Consider the following 14,438-nt stretch of genomic DNA (forward strand, 5'->3'; position numbering starts at 1 on the left):
AAAACACAACGTGGTAGACACCACACAGGGAGAGAACATGGCTGTTGATATTTTCATCAAGATCGGCGACATCAAGGGCGAGTCCATGGACAAGGCCCACAAGGACGAAATCGACGTCTTGAACTGGAGCTGGGGCATGTCTCAGTCCGGCAATATGCACGTGGGCGGCGGCGGCGGAGCCGGCAAGGTGAACGTCCAGGACCTGTCGCTGACCAAGTACGTCGACAAGGCTACACCCAACCTGATGATGCACTGCGCCAGCGGCAAGCACATCGACAAGGTCAAGCTGACCGTGCGCAAGGCCGGCGGCGAAAGCCAGGTCGAGTACATGATCATCAACCTGGAAGAAGTGCTGATCAGTTCCCTGAGCACCGGCGGCTCGGGCAGCGATGATCGTCTGACTGAAAACGTCACCCTGAACTTCGCCAAGGTGCTGGTGGACTACCAGCCGCAAAAAGCCGACGGCACCAAGGAAGGCGGGCCGATCAAGTTCGGCTGGAACATCCGCCAGAACGTCAAGGTGTAATCGAACGTGCCCCCGTCGTTATGCGCCGGGGGCATTTTGGTGCTTGCTCGAATCCAATCCTTTCCCATCCGGTGTCTGAGTCATGGCCAAGCCTTCGTTTATTAATTTGTGGAACAGCTACCCCACTACGTCAACGCCCTGTGATGGGCCTTGGGATAATCAGTGCGCCATCCGCATGAGCGTCACGCTCAATGCGGAACAGACAATCAAGGTCAACAAGTCCACTTACAGCGAACCCAAGTGTGCGCACGAACATGCCCGGGGCGCTGAGTCGCTGGCCAACTGGCTTTGGCGTCATCATCTAGGCCGTCCGACCATTCTCACGGGAAGCGCCGAAGACCGACGCACGCTTTACCAAAAGACTGGGATCATCTTTTTCAAAGACTGCTTTTCACGACTGGGCCAATCTCAGGAAGCGCGTACCGGCGACCATATCGACTTATGGAATCGTGGCAGGGTCACAGGCGACTTCGCCGATCAGGCACATCGCTCAAAGCAAGTCTGGTTCTGGGAACTGAAATGATCAAACGAACTGTGCTATCGGCGCTGTCGGGCTGTCTTTTCTTAAGTCTGAACGCCTGCGCCGAACAAACCGACGCACCCGCCACGCACAACAATCAGGTCAGTCTTGCCGGTCAAATCCTGACCTTGGAAAACCACGACCAACGCTGTGCCTTGCGCAAACCGGACCAGACTTTACTCACGCTGAACATGCCATGGCCCTGTCAGTTAAGTGTCGACCGCAAAGGCTTACCCCGCGTTGAAAGCTTTAACAACGCATTGATCATTATCGTGCAGCACTTCGAACCAGAACCTGCGCCAAGCACTGAGTGTCGCTCCCAATACCAAGCCATTAGACAAATCGAAGGCCGTCTGGAGGCGTCAATTGTGGGTGATGGTGGTCGTTGCTTGGCCGGGGCTGTTGACCAGAAAAATTTTGTGGCCCTGTTTTCGTGGTAACCGACATCGCCACCCGCGATCGCCTGCAACCGTCCCTGCTGGATCGGTTGACCGACGACGACCCAAGCAACCTCAAGGAAAGCGCCGACAAGCGCGTACTGTCCCTGACCCAACTCAAAGCCTCGGTGCTGCGGGACCTGGCGTGGCTGCTCAACACCACGTCATTGCTCAGCGCCGATGCGACCCTGCACACACCGGCCGGCACTTCGGTGGTCAACTTCGGGCTGCCAGCCCTGGCCGGCAACAGTGCATCGAACGTCGATATCGCGGCGCTTGAAGCACTGATCCACCAGGCCATCGCCACGTTCGAGCCGCGGATTCTGCGCCATACCCTGCGCGTGCGGGCCCGGGCATCCGCCGAGATGAATCACAACGCCCTGAGTTTCGAGATCGAAGGCGACCTCTGGGCCCAGCCAGTGCCGCTGCGCCTGATGCTGCAAACCGACCTGGACCTGGAATCCGGCCATGTGCGAGTGGTCAACGCCGACCAGCGGAGACACTCATGAACCCGCGCCTGCTGGAACTGTACAACCAGGAGTTGCACCACGTACGCGAAAGCGCGGCGGAGTTCGCCCAGGAATACCCGAAAATCGCCAGTCGGCTGACGTTGTCCGGCATGGACTGCGCCGATCCGTACGTCGAGCGCTTACTGGAAGGGTTCGCCTACCTGACGGCGCGGGTACAGCTCAAGCTCGATGCCGAATATCCGACCTTCACCCACAACCTGCTGGAAATCGCGTACCCCCATTACCTGGCGCCGACACCGTCGATGACCGTGGTGCAATTGCAGGCAGACCCCGATGAAGGCTCACTGAGCAGCGGCTTCCCGTTGCCCCGGGATACGGTTCTGCGTGCAGCCCTGGGTCGCGAAAGCCAAACCTGCTGTGAGTACCGCACTGCCCATGCGGTGACGTTGTGGCCATTGCAGGTCAGCCAGGCCGAGTACTTCGGCAACCCGTCCGCCGTGCTCGGGCGCCTGGCCGCCAGCGCCCCCAAGGCCAAGGCCGGCCTGCGCCTGACCCTGCGCACCGGTGCCGAACTGCCGTTCAACAGTCTGGCCCTGGACAACCTGCCGCTGTACCTCAACGGCGCCGACGAACAACCCTTTCGCCTCTACGAACAGTTGCTGGGTAACGCCTGCGCCGTCTTCGCCCGTCAGCCCGGCGGCGATTGGGTAGAACGCCTGCCCCAGGATGCACTGCGCTCCGTGGGGTTCGACGATACCGACGCCGCGTTGCCAGTGGTGTCGCGAGCCTTCCAGGGCTATCGCCTGTTGCAGGAATACTTCGCCCTGCCCCGCCGCTTTCTGTTTGTCGACTTCACCGGGTTGAGCCGGGCGGTCAAACGCTGCGAGGGCCAGGAGCTGGAATTGATTGTGCTGTTCAACCGTCACGATCCGAGCCTGGAAGGCAGCGTCGGTGCCGCGCAGTTCCTGCCGTTCTGCACCCCGGCAATCAACTTGTTTCCCAAGCGCCTGGATCGCATCCACTTGTCGGAACGGGTGAATGAACACCATGTGATCGCCGACCGTACCCGGCCGATGGATTTCGAGATTCATTCCCTGACCGCCCTCACCGGCCATGGCACCGGTTCGGAACAGCCTTTTTTGCCGTTCTACGCCGTCCGCGATCCGTCCCGCTACGGCCGCGATCAGGCGTATTACACGGTGCGGCGCGAACCCCGTATGCTCTCCAGCGGTCAGCGGCGCAACGGCCCACGTTCGACTTACATCGGCAGCGAAACCTTCGTCAGTCTGGTGGACAGCCAGCAGGCGCCCTATCGTCACGACCTGCGCCAATTGGGCGTAACGGCGTTGTGCACCAACCGCGACCTGCCGCTGTTCATGAGCGTGGGCAACAACAAGACCGACTTCACCCTGGCCGACAGCGCGCCGGTAGCGGCGGTACGCTGCGTGGCAGGCCCGAGCCGCCCACGCGCCAGCCATGCCCACGACGCCAAGGCCTGGCGGTTGATCAGCCAGCTTTCGCTCAATTACTTGTCCCTCAGCGAGCAAGGCCAGGGCGCCGCCGCCCTGCGCGAGCTGCTGCGCCTGTATGGCGACGACAACGATGCAGCGCTGCAATTGCAGATCGAAGGCCTGCGCGAAGTCAGCAGCAAGGCCTGTACCCGACGCTTGCCAATGCCGGGCCCGATCGTGTTTGGCCGTGGGTTGGAGATCACCCTGGAATTCGATGAAAACGCGTTTCGCGGCACCGGGGTCTTCTTGCTCGGTGCAGTCTTCGAGCGCTTCCTGGCACGTTACGTGTCGATCAACAGTTTTACCGAGACGGTGATCCGTACCACCGAGCGCGGCGAGATCATGCGATGGAAAGCCAAACCCGGACGCCGTCCGACCCTGTGAGTACCCTGGACGCGATGCACCAGCAGCCCTGGGAATACGACTTCTTCCAGGCATTACGGCGCATCGAGTGCGAATCGCCTGAACTTCCGCGCCTGGGCCATTCGTTGCGCCTGGCCGATGACCCCTTGCGCCTTGGGCAACAAGCCGATTGCACCTTCGCCCCAGCGACCCTGGCCTCGGTACAGCCGGGCATCGACGGTTCGCCGGCGCGTCTGGAACAGTTCTTTTTCGGCCTCGGCGGCCCCAACGGCCCGTTGCCGCTGCACCTCACCGAATATGTGCGTGAACGCCAGCGCAACAACGCCGACAGCACCAGCAAACGCTTTCTGGATGTGTTCCATCATCGCCTGCTGAGCTTGTTTTACCGGGCCTGGGCCGAAGCGCGACCGACAGTCAGTCATGATCGCCCGGACGATGACTACTGGTCGGCACGTCTGGCAGCGCTGAGCGGTCGAGGCATGCCGAGCCTGCTCAAACAAGGCCTGATACCCGACACGGCGAAGCTGCATTACAGCGGTCATCTGTCGGCACAAACCCGCTATCCCGACGGTTTGAAGGCAATCATCGGCGAGTACTTCGGCCTGCCGGTGGAGATCGAAGAATACGTCGGTCAATGGCTGGTGCTGCCGGAGCGCAGCCGCGTGGGCGTCAGCGCCCACCAATTGGGCGTGGATTTTTGCCTGGGCCGCTGCGTCTGGGATCGCCAGCACAAATTCCGCATTCGCCTGGGGCCGCTCAAGCTGGATGACTACATGAGCATGTTGCCCGGCAGCCCATCCTTCAATGAGCTGGTGGCCTGGGTGGCCGAATACCTGGGCCATGAACTGGACTGGGATCTGAACCTGGTTCTGAAACAGCCCGAAGTGCCGACACTGCAACTCAATGGCCGCTTCCGCCTGGGGTTCAATACCTGGGTGGGCAAGCCCGCAAAAGATGCCAAGGACTTAATACTGGCCCGGCATTACGCCGAGCAAGCCAACACCTCACAGATCTCAAGGAGCCAAGAGCATGGGTGAAATCAGTCGCGCCGCGTTGTTCGGCAAACTCAACAGCGTGGCCTACAAAGCCATCGAAGCCGCCACCGTGTTCTGCAAGTTGCGCGGTAACCCTTATGTGGAACTGGCCCACTGGTTTCATCAGTTGCTGCAATTGCAGGATTCGGACCTGCACCGACTCATCCGCCAGTTCAATATCGAGCCGGCGCGCCTGGCCCGGGACCTGACCGAAGCCCTGGACCGTTTGCCACGGGGCTCGACGTCAATCACTGACTTGTCTTCCCATGTGGAAGAAGCCGTGGAGCGTGGCTGGGTCTACGGCAGCCTGATGTTCGGCGAAAGCCAGGTGCGTACCGGTTATCTGGTGCTTGGCATCCTCAAGACCCCGAGCTTGCGCCATGGATTACTGGGACTGTCGGCAGAGTTCGACAAGATCAAGGTCGAGGCCCTGAGCGAGCGTTTTGACGAGTACGTCGGCGACTCGCCGGAAAATGCACTCAGCGCCAGCGATGGTTTCAACGCCGGCAGCGTGCCCGGTGAAGCCAGTGGCGCCTTGGCCCCCAGCGCCATGGGCAAGCAGGAAGCGCTCAAGCGTTTTACCGTCGACCTCACCGAGCAGGCCCGCAGCGGCAAGCTTGACCCGATTGTCGGCCGTGACGAAGAGATCCGCCAACTGGTGGACATCCTCATGCGTCGTCGGCAGAACAACCCGATTCTGACCGGTGAAGCCGGTGTCGGTAAAACCGCGGTGGTCGAAGGCTTTGCCCTGCGCATCGTCGCCGGTGACGTGCCGCCGGCGCTCAAGGACGTGGAACTGCGTAGCCTCGACGTCGGCCTGTTGCAGGCCGGTGCGAGCATGAAAGGTGAATTCGAACAGCGCCTGCGCCAGGTCATCGAAGACGTCCAGGCCTCGCCAAAGCCGATCATCCTGTTTATCGACGAAGCCCACACCCTGGTAGGTGCCGGTGGTGCTGCCGGCACCGGGGACGCGGCCAACCTGCTCAAACCGGCTCTGGCCCGGGGCACGTTGCGCACCGTGGCCGCCACGACGTGGGCCGAGTACAAGAAGCACATTGAAAAAGACCCGGCCCTGACCCGTCGCTTCCAGGTGGTGCAAGTGGCCGAGCCGTCGGAAGACAAGGCGCTGCTGATGATGCGCGGCGTGGCCTCGACTATGGAAAAACATCACCAGGTGCAGATCCTCGACGAAGCCCTGGAAGCCTCAGTCAAACTGTCCCATCGCTACATCCCGGCGCGCCAGTTGCCGGACAAATCCGTGAGCCTGCTGGACACCGCCTGTGCCCGCGTTGCCATCAGCCTGCATGCCGTGCCGGCCGAAGTGGACGACAGCCGTCGGCGCATCGAAGCGTTGGAAACCGAGCTGCAGATCATCGCCCGCGAGCACGCCATCGGCATCGGCATCGGCGCCCGCCAAACCCAAAGCGAAAACCTGCTGAGTGCCGAACGCGAACGCCTCGCCGAGCTGGAAAGTCGCTGGGCCGAAGAGAAAACCCTGGTGGACGAATTGCTCGCCACCCGCGCCACCCTGCGTGAACGCGTCGGCGTGGTGGACAGCGAGGACGGCAGCGAGACCAGCCACGCCTTGCGCGAAAAACTGGTGGACCTGCAACAGCGTCTCAGCGCCCTGCAAGGAGAAACGCCGCTGATTCTGCCGACGGTCGATTACCAGGCCGTGGCCTCGGTGGTCGCCGACTGGACCGGGATTCCGGTGGGCCGCATGGCCCGTAATGAACTGGAAACCGTGCTCAACCTCGACCAGCACCTGAAGAAACGCATCATCGGCCAGGACCATGCCTTGCAGATGATCGCCAAACGCATCCAGACTTCCCGCGCCGGCCTCGACAACCCGAGCAAGCCGATCGGGGTATTCATGCTCGCCGGCACCTCCGGCGTGGGCAAGACCGAAACCGCCCTGGCCCTGGCCGAAGCCATGTACGGCGGCGAGCAGAACGTCATCACCATCAACATGAGCGAATTCCAGGAAGCCCACACGGTGTCCACTCTCAAGGGTGCGCCACCGGGCTACATCGGCTATGGCGAAGGCGGCGTGCTGACCGAAGCCGTGCGGCGCAAACCCTACAGCGTGGTGCTGCTGGACGAGGTGGAAAAGGCCCACCCGGACGTGCACGAGATCTTCTTCCAGGTCTTCGACAAAGGCGTGATGGAGGACGGCGAAGGCCGGGTGATCGACTTCAAGAACACCTTGATTCTGCTGACCACCAACGCTGGCACCGAACTGATTGCCCAGGTCTGCAAAGACCCGCAAAACGTGCCGGAGCCCGAAGAAATCGCCAAGGCCCTGCGCCAACCGCTGCTGGAGATTTTCCCGCCGGCCTTGCTGGGCCGCCTGGTGACCATTCCGTATTACCCGCTCAGCGACGAGATGCTCAAGGCCATTACCCGCCTGCAACTCAACCGCATCAAGAAGCGCGTGGAGAACACCCACAAGGTGGCCTTCGATTACGACGACGCGGTGATCGACCTGATCGTCTCCCGTTGCACCGAAACCGAAAGCGGCGGGCGGATGATCGACACCATTCTGACCAACAGCCTGCTACCGGACATGAGCCGCGAATTCCTCACTCGCATGCTCGAAGGCAAAGCGCTGGCAGGCGTGCGGATCAGCGCCCGGGATAACGAATTGCACTACGACTTCAGCGACGCCGCCTAAGCGGTCCTCCTCAGTAGGAAGGAATCGAGCAGTGACAAGGGATAACTGATGCTATTCAAGCAACTCTCACGCCTGGCAAAGATCACCAGCCCCCTGGGGCCGGATGCGCTGTTGCTCAAGGACATGGGCGGAGACGAAGAATTGGGGCGGCTGTTCAGCTATGAGCTGCAGTTGCACTCGCTGGACAACGCCATCGACCTCAACCAGTTGCTCGGCAAACCCATGTGCCTGAGCCTGCAACTGGACGGCGGTGGCGAGCGTCATTTCCATGGCATCGTTGCCCGTTGCAGCCAGAACGTCGACCAGGGCCAGTTCGCCAGTTACCAGGTCACGCTGCGGCCCTGGCTATGGCTGTTGACCCGCACGTCCGATTGCCGGATTTTCCAGAACCTGACCATCCCGCAGATCATCAAGCAGGTGTTTCGTGACCTGGGTTTCTCGGATTTCGAAGATACCCTGAGCCGGCCCTATCGCGAGTGGGAATACTGCGTGCAGTATCGCGAAACCAGCTTCGACTTCGTCAGCCGCCTGATGGAACAGGAAGGAATCTACTACTTCTTCCGCCATGAACAGGGTCGTCATGTGCTTGTGCTGGCCGATGCCTACGGCGCCCATGCCAACGTGCCCGGCTACGCCTCGGTGCCCTACTACCCCAAGAATGAACAGCAGCGCGAACGCGATCACATCTACGATTGGCACCTGGCCCAGCAAGTCCAGCCGGGCTCGCTGGAACTCAACGACTATGACTTCCAGCGCCCTGGCGCGCGGATTGACGTTCGCTCGGCCATGCCCCGTCCGCACACCGCCGGCGATTATCCGCTGTACGACTACCCCGGCACTTATGTGCAAAGCGAAGACGGCGAACATTACGCCCGCACCCGCATCGAAGCCTTGCAGACCCTGCACGAACAGGTCGAGCTGGCCGGCAACGCCCGAGGCCTGGGGTCGGGTCATTTGTTCAGCCTCACCGGCTTCAGCCGCCAGGACCAGAACCGCGAATACCTGATCGTCGGCGCCCGCTACCACATTGACCAGGAAAGCCTGGAAACCAGCGGTGGCGTGGCTTCGGCGCAGTTCGAAAGCAGCCTGACCTGCATCGACGCCCAGCAAAGCTATCGCCCGCTGCCCAACACCCACCGCCCCATCGTCAAAGGCCCGCAGACCGCACTGGTGGTGGGCCCCAAGGGCGAGGAAATCTGGACCGACCAATTCGGCCGGGTGAAGGTGCACTTCTACTGGGACCGTCACGACCAATCCAACGAAAACAGTTCATGCTGGATTCGCGTGTCGCAATCCTGGGCCGGAAAAAACTGGGGCTCGATGCAGATCCCACGAATCGGCCAGGAAGTCATCGTCAGCTTCCTCGAAGGCGACCCGGATCGGCCGATCATCACCGGCCGCGTCTACAACGCCGAACAGACCGTGCCCTACGACTTGCCGGAAAACGCTACCCAGAGCGGCATGAAAAGCCGTTCGAGCAAGGGCGGCTCGCCGGCCAATTTCAACGAAATCCGCATGGAAGACAAAAAAGGCGCCGAGCAGTTATACATCCATGCCGAGCGCAATCAGGACATCGTGGTCGAGGTGGATGAAAGCCACTCGGTGGGCCACGACCGCAACAAAAGCATCGGGCATAACGAGACGGTGACCATCGGCAACAACCGCCTGCGCATCGTCAAGCAGGAAGACATTCTGTCGGTGGGCCAGCGCAAGACCGACAGCATCAGCCAGAGCTACGTCATCGAAGTGGGCGAAAACCTGCGGCTGGTGTGCGGCGAAAGCATCCTGGAGCTCAATGCCAGCGGCCAGATCAACCTGACCGGCGTGCAAATCAGCTTCTATGCCAGCGGTGACGCCGAGATCAACACCGGCGGCGTGCTGCACCTGAACAACGGCGGCGGCCCTGGCGCCACGCCTGACGGCCAGGGCGTCAAGGCCAGCATCGACGCCAATATCAATGCCGCGTTTCCCAAGCCCAAGGGCTAATCACGAGATCTGTGTTCCATGGCTTACCGAATCAATGAATTCCAGTTCCAGCTGCCGGCAAGCGAGCTGCAAGACGCGACGATCAACATCCTCAAGTTCCCCGAACTGGGCACCTCGCTGATAGTCAGCCGCAGCTTGCTGGCCGAGGGCGAAACACTGCAAAGCAACTTCGACGACCAGCTCAAGCGCCTGGAAAAACAAGTGCAGGACTTGCGTTTTCAGCCGGGCGTCGCCGTGCGCCTGGGCGCCAGCCAGGAGGTCGAAGGCATCGAGTTGCGCAGCCAGTTCAACAAGGGCAACGACAAAGTCTTCCAGTATCAGTTGGCGCTGGTATTGCCCGGCACCCGCAAAATGCTCGCCCTGAGCTACGTGAAGGCGGAAAAACTCGGCGATGCCGAAGCCGCGCATTGGGCAACCATCAAGAGTTCGCTGTTGTTCGACGTTCCGGCCTGATGAGCACCCTGCATGTCTGACGCACTCTGGGCCGCCCGCCTGGGCGATGCACTCGACCACACCTCGATGATGGCCGACATTCTTGGCGGCGTGCTGGAGGTGGCAGCGAACATCGCGATCACCGCGCTGGCGACGGCTGCCGTGGTGGCGGCCACGGGCATCACCGTTGCCACCGGCGGCCTCGGCTGCTTTCTGCTCGGCGCGGTGGTGGGCACCATCGTCGGCCTCGCCATGAGCAAGACCGGGGCCGACAAAGGCTTGAGCAACCTGTGCGAGAGCTTCAGCAATGCGCTGTTCCCGCCCACGGTGCAGGCAACGATTCTCACCGGCTCCACCAACACCCTGACCAACAACATGCCCGCCGCCCGGGCCGCCGGGGCGATTCCATCCCATGTCGCGCCAGCCGGCACCGAGCTGGAGGCACCCGAGCCCGAAGCCGAGCCCAGCTATCTGGACATGGCCGAGAGCTTCTTCTCGCAGATGTGGCGCCCCACCGTCGCCACCCCGGCGCCCGGCGCCGTGCCCAAGCCGCTGGATCTGGTCACCTGCATGAAGCATCCGCCGATGCCGCCGCAGTTTCTGGCCGAGGGCTCGGACAAAGTCACCATCAACGGCCAGCCCGCCGTGCGCAGCGGCGACCGCACCACCTGCGACGCCAAGGTCGTATCGTCCGGGCTGATCTCATCGAACGTGACCATTGGTGGCGGTTCGGTGGTAGTACGTGAGATCCGCAGCGGCAAGACCCCGGGCGTGGGGCTGGCGGTCACCGCGTTGCTGATGCTCAAGGGCGGCAAGGGCAAGTTCTTCAGCAAATTGCCGTGCATGCTGATCGGCGGCGCGACGTCGATGGCTGTCAGCAGCGCCATGGGCGCCATGGCCAACGCCGCCATGGGTTCGTCGAACCCGGTGCATGCTGCGACCGGGGCCAAGGTGCTGGGTGGGGACGAAGAGCTGGATTTCGTGCTGCCGGGCATCTTGCCGATCGATTGGCAGCGCTTCTACAACAGCCGTGACGAACGCCGCGACGGGCTGTTCGGCGCCGGTTGGAGCGTGTCCTACGAGGTGTGTGTTGAAATCCTGCCTCACCCGGAGGGTGGAGAAACGCTGGTCTACACCGATGAGCAGGGCCGGCGCATCGATATGGGCTCGATTCCTCTGGGCGGCGCGGTGTTCAGTGCGGGTGAAGGGCTGAGTGTTCGGCGCCACGTCAATGGGCAGTTGTTGATTGAAAGTACGGACGGGTTGTACCGGCTGTTCGACCCGACGCCGGGACATGTATCGCTGCTGCGCCTGAGCCAGCTCGGAGACCGCAACGACAATCGCATCCACCTCGACTATGGCGATGACGGGCGCCTGCTGCAGCTCCGAGACACCTTCGATCTGGTCAGCATTGAGCTGATCTACGATGCGCGCTGGCGCCAACGGGTCAGCCGGATCGAGCGATTGTATGCAGACCAGCGCCGCGAAGTGCTGATGCACTACGGCTACGATACCCAGGGTGATCTAATCGAGGTGCGCCAGTCCAACGGGCAGGTGAAACGTCAGTTTGCCTATGACACCGGACGCCGTATGGTCGAGCATCAGTTGCCGACCGGGCTGCGTTGCTTCTACGAATGGGCGTTGGTTGAAGACCTTGAATGGCGCGTGGTCCGCCACTGGACCGACGCGGGCGACCAATACACCTTCGACTATGACCTGGCAGCCGGGACCACACGCATCACCGACGGTCTGAATCGGGTCAGCACGCGTCACTGGGATGCTCAGTACCAGATCATCGAAACTACCGACGCGCTGGGACGTACCTGGACATTCCGGTGGAATGACGAAAACCAATTACTTGGGGCGACCGATCCTGCGGGCGGGCAGCATCAATTCAGCTACGACGAAGCGGGAAATCTCAGCGAGACTCGCGACCCGCTCGGGCGCAGCGAATCGACCCTGTGGCTGGAACACTGGGCCTTGCCGCTGGCAGAAACCGATGCGGCTGGAAATACCTGGCTGTATCACTATGACTCACACGGCAACTGCATCCGCGAAACCGACCCGTTGGGCCACGTTACCCGCTATCGCCATGATGCCCACGGCCAGGTCGTGGAGATCATCGACGCCAGCGGCAAGCGCAAAACATTACGCTGGACGGCACTCGGCCAACTCAGTGAACACACCGACTGTTCCGGTTTCACCACGCGGTTGAGTTACTGCGAGCGTGGGTTGCTGCTCACCAGTACCGATGCGCTGGGCGAACGCACGCGTTTCACCTACGACGACCAAGGCCGGTTGCTCAGCAAGCAGCTGCCAGACGGGCGCACTGAACATTATCAGCGTGACGCGAGCGGCCAGCTGATCGGCTACTGCGACCCCGCCGGGCACACCACTCACTTCGAGCACACATTGGGTGGTCACCTGCGTCTGCGCACCGACGCCCACGGTCGCCGGGTGGAGTTGAACTACGACGTCTATGGTCGCCTGCAAACCCTGACCAATGAGAACGGCGAACGCTATAAGTTTGCCTGGGATTCCAGCGACCGGCTGATTGCGCAACATAGCCTGGACGGCAGCCTCAAACGCTATGCCTACGACCCGCTGGACAACGTCACTCGCGTGGAGGCACTCACCGCTCCCGGTAGCACGGACCTGGACCTTTCGCCGCAAGCGCCTGTCGTCCATGACTTGGGACGCGATGCGGTGGGTCGATTGGTGGCCAAGGTCACCGAGGATGGTCGCACCGAGTACTGCTATGACGCGCTGGATCAAGTCACCGCCATCACCTTCACCAGCCACACGGGCGAGCAACAGAACCTGGGCTTCAGTTACGACCCCCTTGGACAACTGATCGCCGAACAGAGCTGGGCCGGACGCCTGGAGCATCGCTATGACGAACTGGGCAACCTGACCCAGACGCTGCTGCCTGATGGCCGATGGCTGAACCGCCTGCATTACGGCAGTGGTCATCTGCATCAGATCAACCTCGACGGTCAGGTCATCAGTGACTTCGAACGCGATCGCCTGCACCGCGAAGTGCTGCGAACCCAGGGGCGCCTCAATACCCGTAGCGAATACGACCGCAGCGGCCGCCTGCGTACCCGCCAACGTCGGCACCAGAGCCAGTCCGCGCTGCTGCCACCGGCAACGAAAAGCCAATTTGGTTATGACGCCAGCGATCAACTGGTCGAACGTTTCGACAGCCAACCCGACGCCCAGCACCGCCAACTGCTGCACTACGACGCCACAGGTCGCATCCTCGCCAGCCAAGACAATGTCCAGGGCCAGCGCGAAGCGTTTGCCTATGACCCCGCCGCCAACCTGCTCGATGGTTTATCGACGGGCGCAGGTCTGGTGCTGCATAACCGACTGCTGACCTTTCAGGACAAACGTTACCGTTATGACGGCTTCGGCCGTATGGTTGAAAAACGCAGTGCCCAACGCGGTGTCCAGCGCTTCAGTTATGACGCCGAGCAGCGTCTGGTGGAAGTTCGCAACAACGACGGTTCGGTAGTGAAGATGACCTACGACCCTATGGGCCGGCGCATCGAAAAAGCCGAGTATGACCGCCACTCGACCCTGCTGAGCCGAACCCGCTTTACCTGGGATGCGTTGCAACTGTTGCAGGAGCATCGAAATAACCAGACCAGCCTCTACATTTACGCCGACGAGGGCCATGAACCGCTGGCGCGGGTCGACGGGCTGGGTGAGCAACAGAAAGTCCGTTACTACCACAACGACCTCAACGGCCTGCCCGAGCAACTCTCGGAAAGTGACGGCCACACGCTCTGGCAAGCTCGTTACCAGGTCTGGGGCACCACGGCTGAAGAGTTGCGCGAGCCGTATTACATCGAAGAACAGAACCTGCGATTCCAGGGCCAATACCTGGATCGGGAAACCGGGCTGCACTACAACACGCTGCGTTTCTACGACCCGGACATCGGGCGCTTTACCACACCGGACCCCATCGGGCTGGCTGGTGGGCTGAACCTCTACCAATACGCGCCAAATCCGGTGAGCTGGATCGATCCCTTGGGGCTGATGAAATGCTCGAGCCCGCCAAAGGGCCGAAAAGTCAGCCGAACGGTTTACCGTTTCGAAGAGCCTGGACGTATCAGCACGACCTGGACCGCCCACAAGTGGAACGTTGCATCAACTCACCGTTACACCGCCTCGGGACTGGGTGGAGTCTATGGCGCGAACTCGCGAAAAACCGCATTAGGGGAAGTCACTCACTGGAAAGTCGACTTGTCCACGCGAGTGCTGGTCAGCAAAAAAGTGCAGCTCAACAACGTTCTGGACCTGACCCGCGCCGATGTGCGCAAACAAATGGGGGTCAGCCTCAAAAGCATTACCGGTTCGAAATACACCGAGACTCACCAGATTGGCGCCTGGGCGAAAGCCAACGGCTATGATGGGATCCTGGCGCCGTCAGCCCGTAACCCGACCGGCAGCAACTTAATTTCCTTTGCAGGTTTTTGA

At 61.4% G+C, this 14,438-nt stretch carries 10 protein-coding genes; all 10 read left to right on the top strand.

Features of this window, described 5'->3' with window-relative positions; translation table 11 throughout:
• The first annotated feature begins 37 nt into the window (after positions 1-37).
• The 10 genes from PSH69_RS29370 to PSH69_RS29415 all read left to right on the top strand — a co-directional run bounded on the left by PSH69_RS29370 (position 38) and on the right by PSH69_RS29415 (position 14,438).
• Positions 38-526 carry a type VI secretion system tube protein Hcp gene (locus PSH69_RS29370; RefSeq protein WP_018927416.1) on the top strand — a complete coding sequence of 163 codons (489 nt, stop codon included), beginning with the start codon at positions 38-40 and terminating at the stop codon, positions 524-526.
• An 82-nt stretch (positions 527-608) separates the two neighbouring features.
• Positions 609-1,049 carry a type VI secretion system amidase effector protein Tae4 gene (locus PSH69_RS29375; RefSeq protein WP_305410552.1) on the top strand — a complete coding sequence of 147 codons (441 nt, stop codon included), beginning with the start codon at positions 609-611 and terminating at the stop codon, positions 1,047-1,049.
• Positions 1,046-1,486, top strand: coding sequence for a hypothetical protein (locus tag PSH69_RS29380; protein ID WP_305410553.1), 441 nt, complete (start codon positions 1,046-1,048; stop codon positions 1,484-1,486). The genes PSH69_RS29375 and PSH69_RS29380 overlap by 4 nt, the downstream gene beginning before the upstream one ends.
• Positions 1,480-1,992 (top strand): type VI secretion system baseplate subunit TssE, encoded by a 513-nt coding sequence (gene tssE / locus PSH69_RS29385; RefSeq protein ID WP_028939183.1) that lies wholly within the window; start codon positions 1,480-1,482, stop codon positions 1,990-1,992. Before PSH69_RS29380 ends, tssE begins: the two co-directional genes overlap by 7 nt.
• The gene (gene tssF / locus PSH69_RS29390) at positions 1,989-3,848 is read left to right on the top strand and encodes a type VI secretion system baseplate subunit TssF (RefSeq protein WP_305410554.1); all 1,860 of its coding nucleotides are present in this window, start codon (positions 1,989-1,991) and stop codon (positions 3,846-3,848) included. Before tssE ends, tssF begins: the two co-directional genes overlap by 4 nt.
• A complete protein-coding gene (gene tssG / locus PSH69_RS29395) occupies positions 3,812-4,864 on the top strand; it encodes a type VI secretion system baseplate subunit TssG (RefSeq protein WP_305410555.1) in 1,053 nt (350 codons plus the stop codon). Before tssF ends, tssG begins: the two co-directional genes overlap by 37 nt.
• Positions 4,857-7,535 (top strand): type VI secretion system ATPase TssH, encoded by a 2,679-nt coding sequence (gene tssH, locus PSH69_RS29400; RefSeq protein WP_305410556.1) that lies wholly within the window; start codon positions 4,857-4,859, stop codon positions 7,533-7,535. The genes tssG and tssH overlap by 8 nt, the downstream gene beginning before the upstream one ends.
• A gap of 48 nt (positions 7,536-7,583) precedes the next feature.
• Positions 7,584-9,521 (top strand): type VI secretion system tip protein TssI/VgrG, encoded by a 1,938-nt coding sequence (gene tssI, locus PSH69_RS29405; protein WP_305410557.1) that lies wholly within the window; start codon positions 7,584-7,586, stop codon positions 9,519-9,521.
• An 18-nt stretch (positions 9,522-9,539) separates the two neighbouring features.
• A complete protein-coding gene (locus PSH69_RS29410; RefSeq protein ID WP_019580407.1) occupies positions 9,540-9,974 on the top strand; it encodes a DcrB-related protein in 435 nt (144 codons plus the stop codon).
• 12 nt (positions 9,975-9,986) lie between these two features.
• Positions 9,987-14,438, top strand: a complete 4,452-nt coding sequence (locus tag PSH69_RS29415; protein ID WP_305410558.1) for an RHS repeat-associated core domain-containing protein — start codon at positions 9,987-9,989, stop codon at positions 14,436-14,438.

The sequence above is a fragment of the Pseudomonas sp. FP1740 genome, from assembly GCF_030687165.1.
Taxonomy (GTDB): domain Bacteria; phylum Pseudomonadota; class Gammaproteobacteria; order Pseudomonadales; family Pseudomonadaceae; genus Aquipseudomonas.

What these genes read in the sequence shown, in the direction of transcription:
- PSH69_RS29370 (WP_018927416.1), top strand. Translation starts at nt 38, where the DNA reads ATGGCTGTTGATATTTTCATCAAGATCGGCGACATCAAGGGCGAGTCC.
- PSH69_RS29375 (WP_305410552.1), top strand. Translation starts at nt 609, where the DNA reads ATGGCCAAGCCTTCGTTTATTAATTTGTGGAACAGCTACCCCACTACG.
- PSH69_RS29380 (WP_305410553.1), top strand. Translation starts at nt 1,046, where the DNA reads ATGATCAAACGAACTGTGCTATCGGCGCTGTCGGGCTGTCTTTTCTTA.
- tssF (WP_305410554.1), top strand. Translation starts at nt 1,989, where the DNA reads ATGAACCCGCGCCTGCTGGAACTGTACAACCAGGAGTTGCACCACGTA.
- tssG (WP_305410555.1), top strand. Translation starts at nt 3,812, where the DNA reads ATGGAAAGCCAAACCCGGACGCCGTCCGACCCTGTGAGTACCCTGGAC.
- tssH (WP_305410556.1), top strand. Translation starts at nt 4,857, where the DNA reads ATGGGTGAAATCAGTCGCGCCGCGTTGTTCGGCAAACTCAACAGCGTG.
- tssI (WP_305410557.1), top strand. Translation starts at nt 7,584, where the DNA reads ATGCTATTCAAGCAACTCTCACGCCTGGCAAAGATCACCAGCCCCCTG.
- PSH69_RS29410 (WP_019580407.1), top strand. Translation starts at nt 9,540, where the DNA reads ATGGCTTACCGAATCAATGAATTCCAGTTCCAGCTGCCGGCAAGCGAG.
- PSH69_RS29415 (WP_305410558.1), top strand. Translation starts at nt 9,987, where the DNA reads ATGTCTGACGCACTCTGGGCCGCCCGCCTGGGCGATGCACTCGACCAC.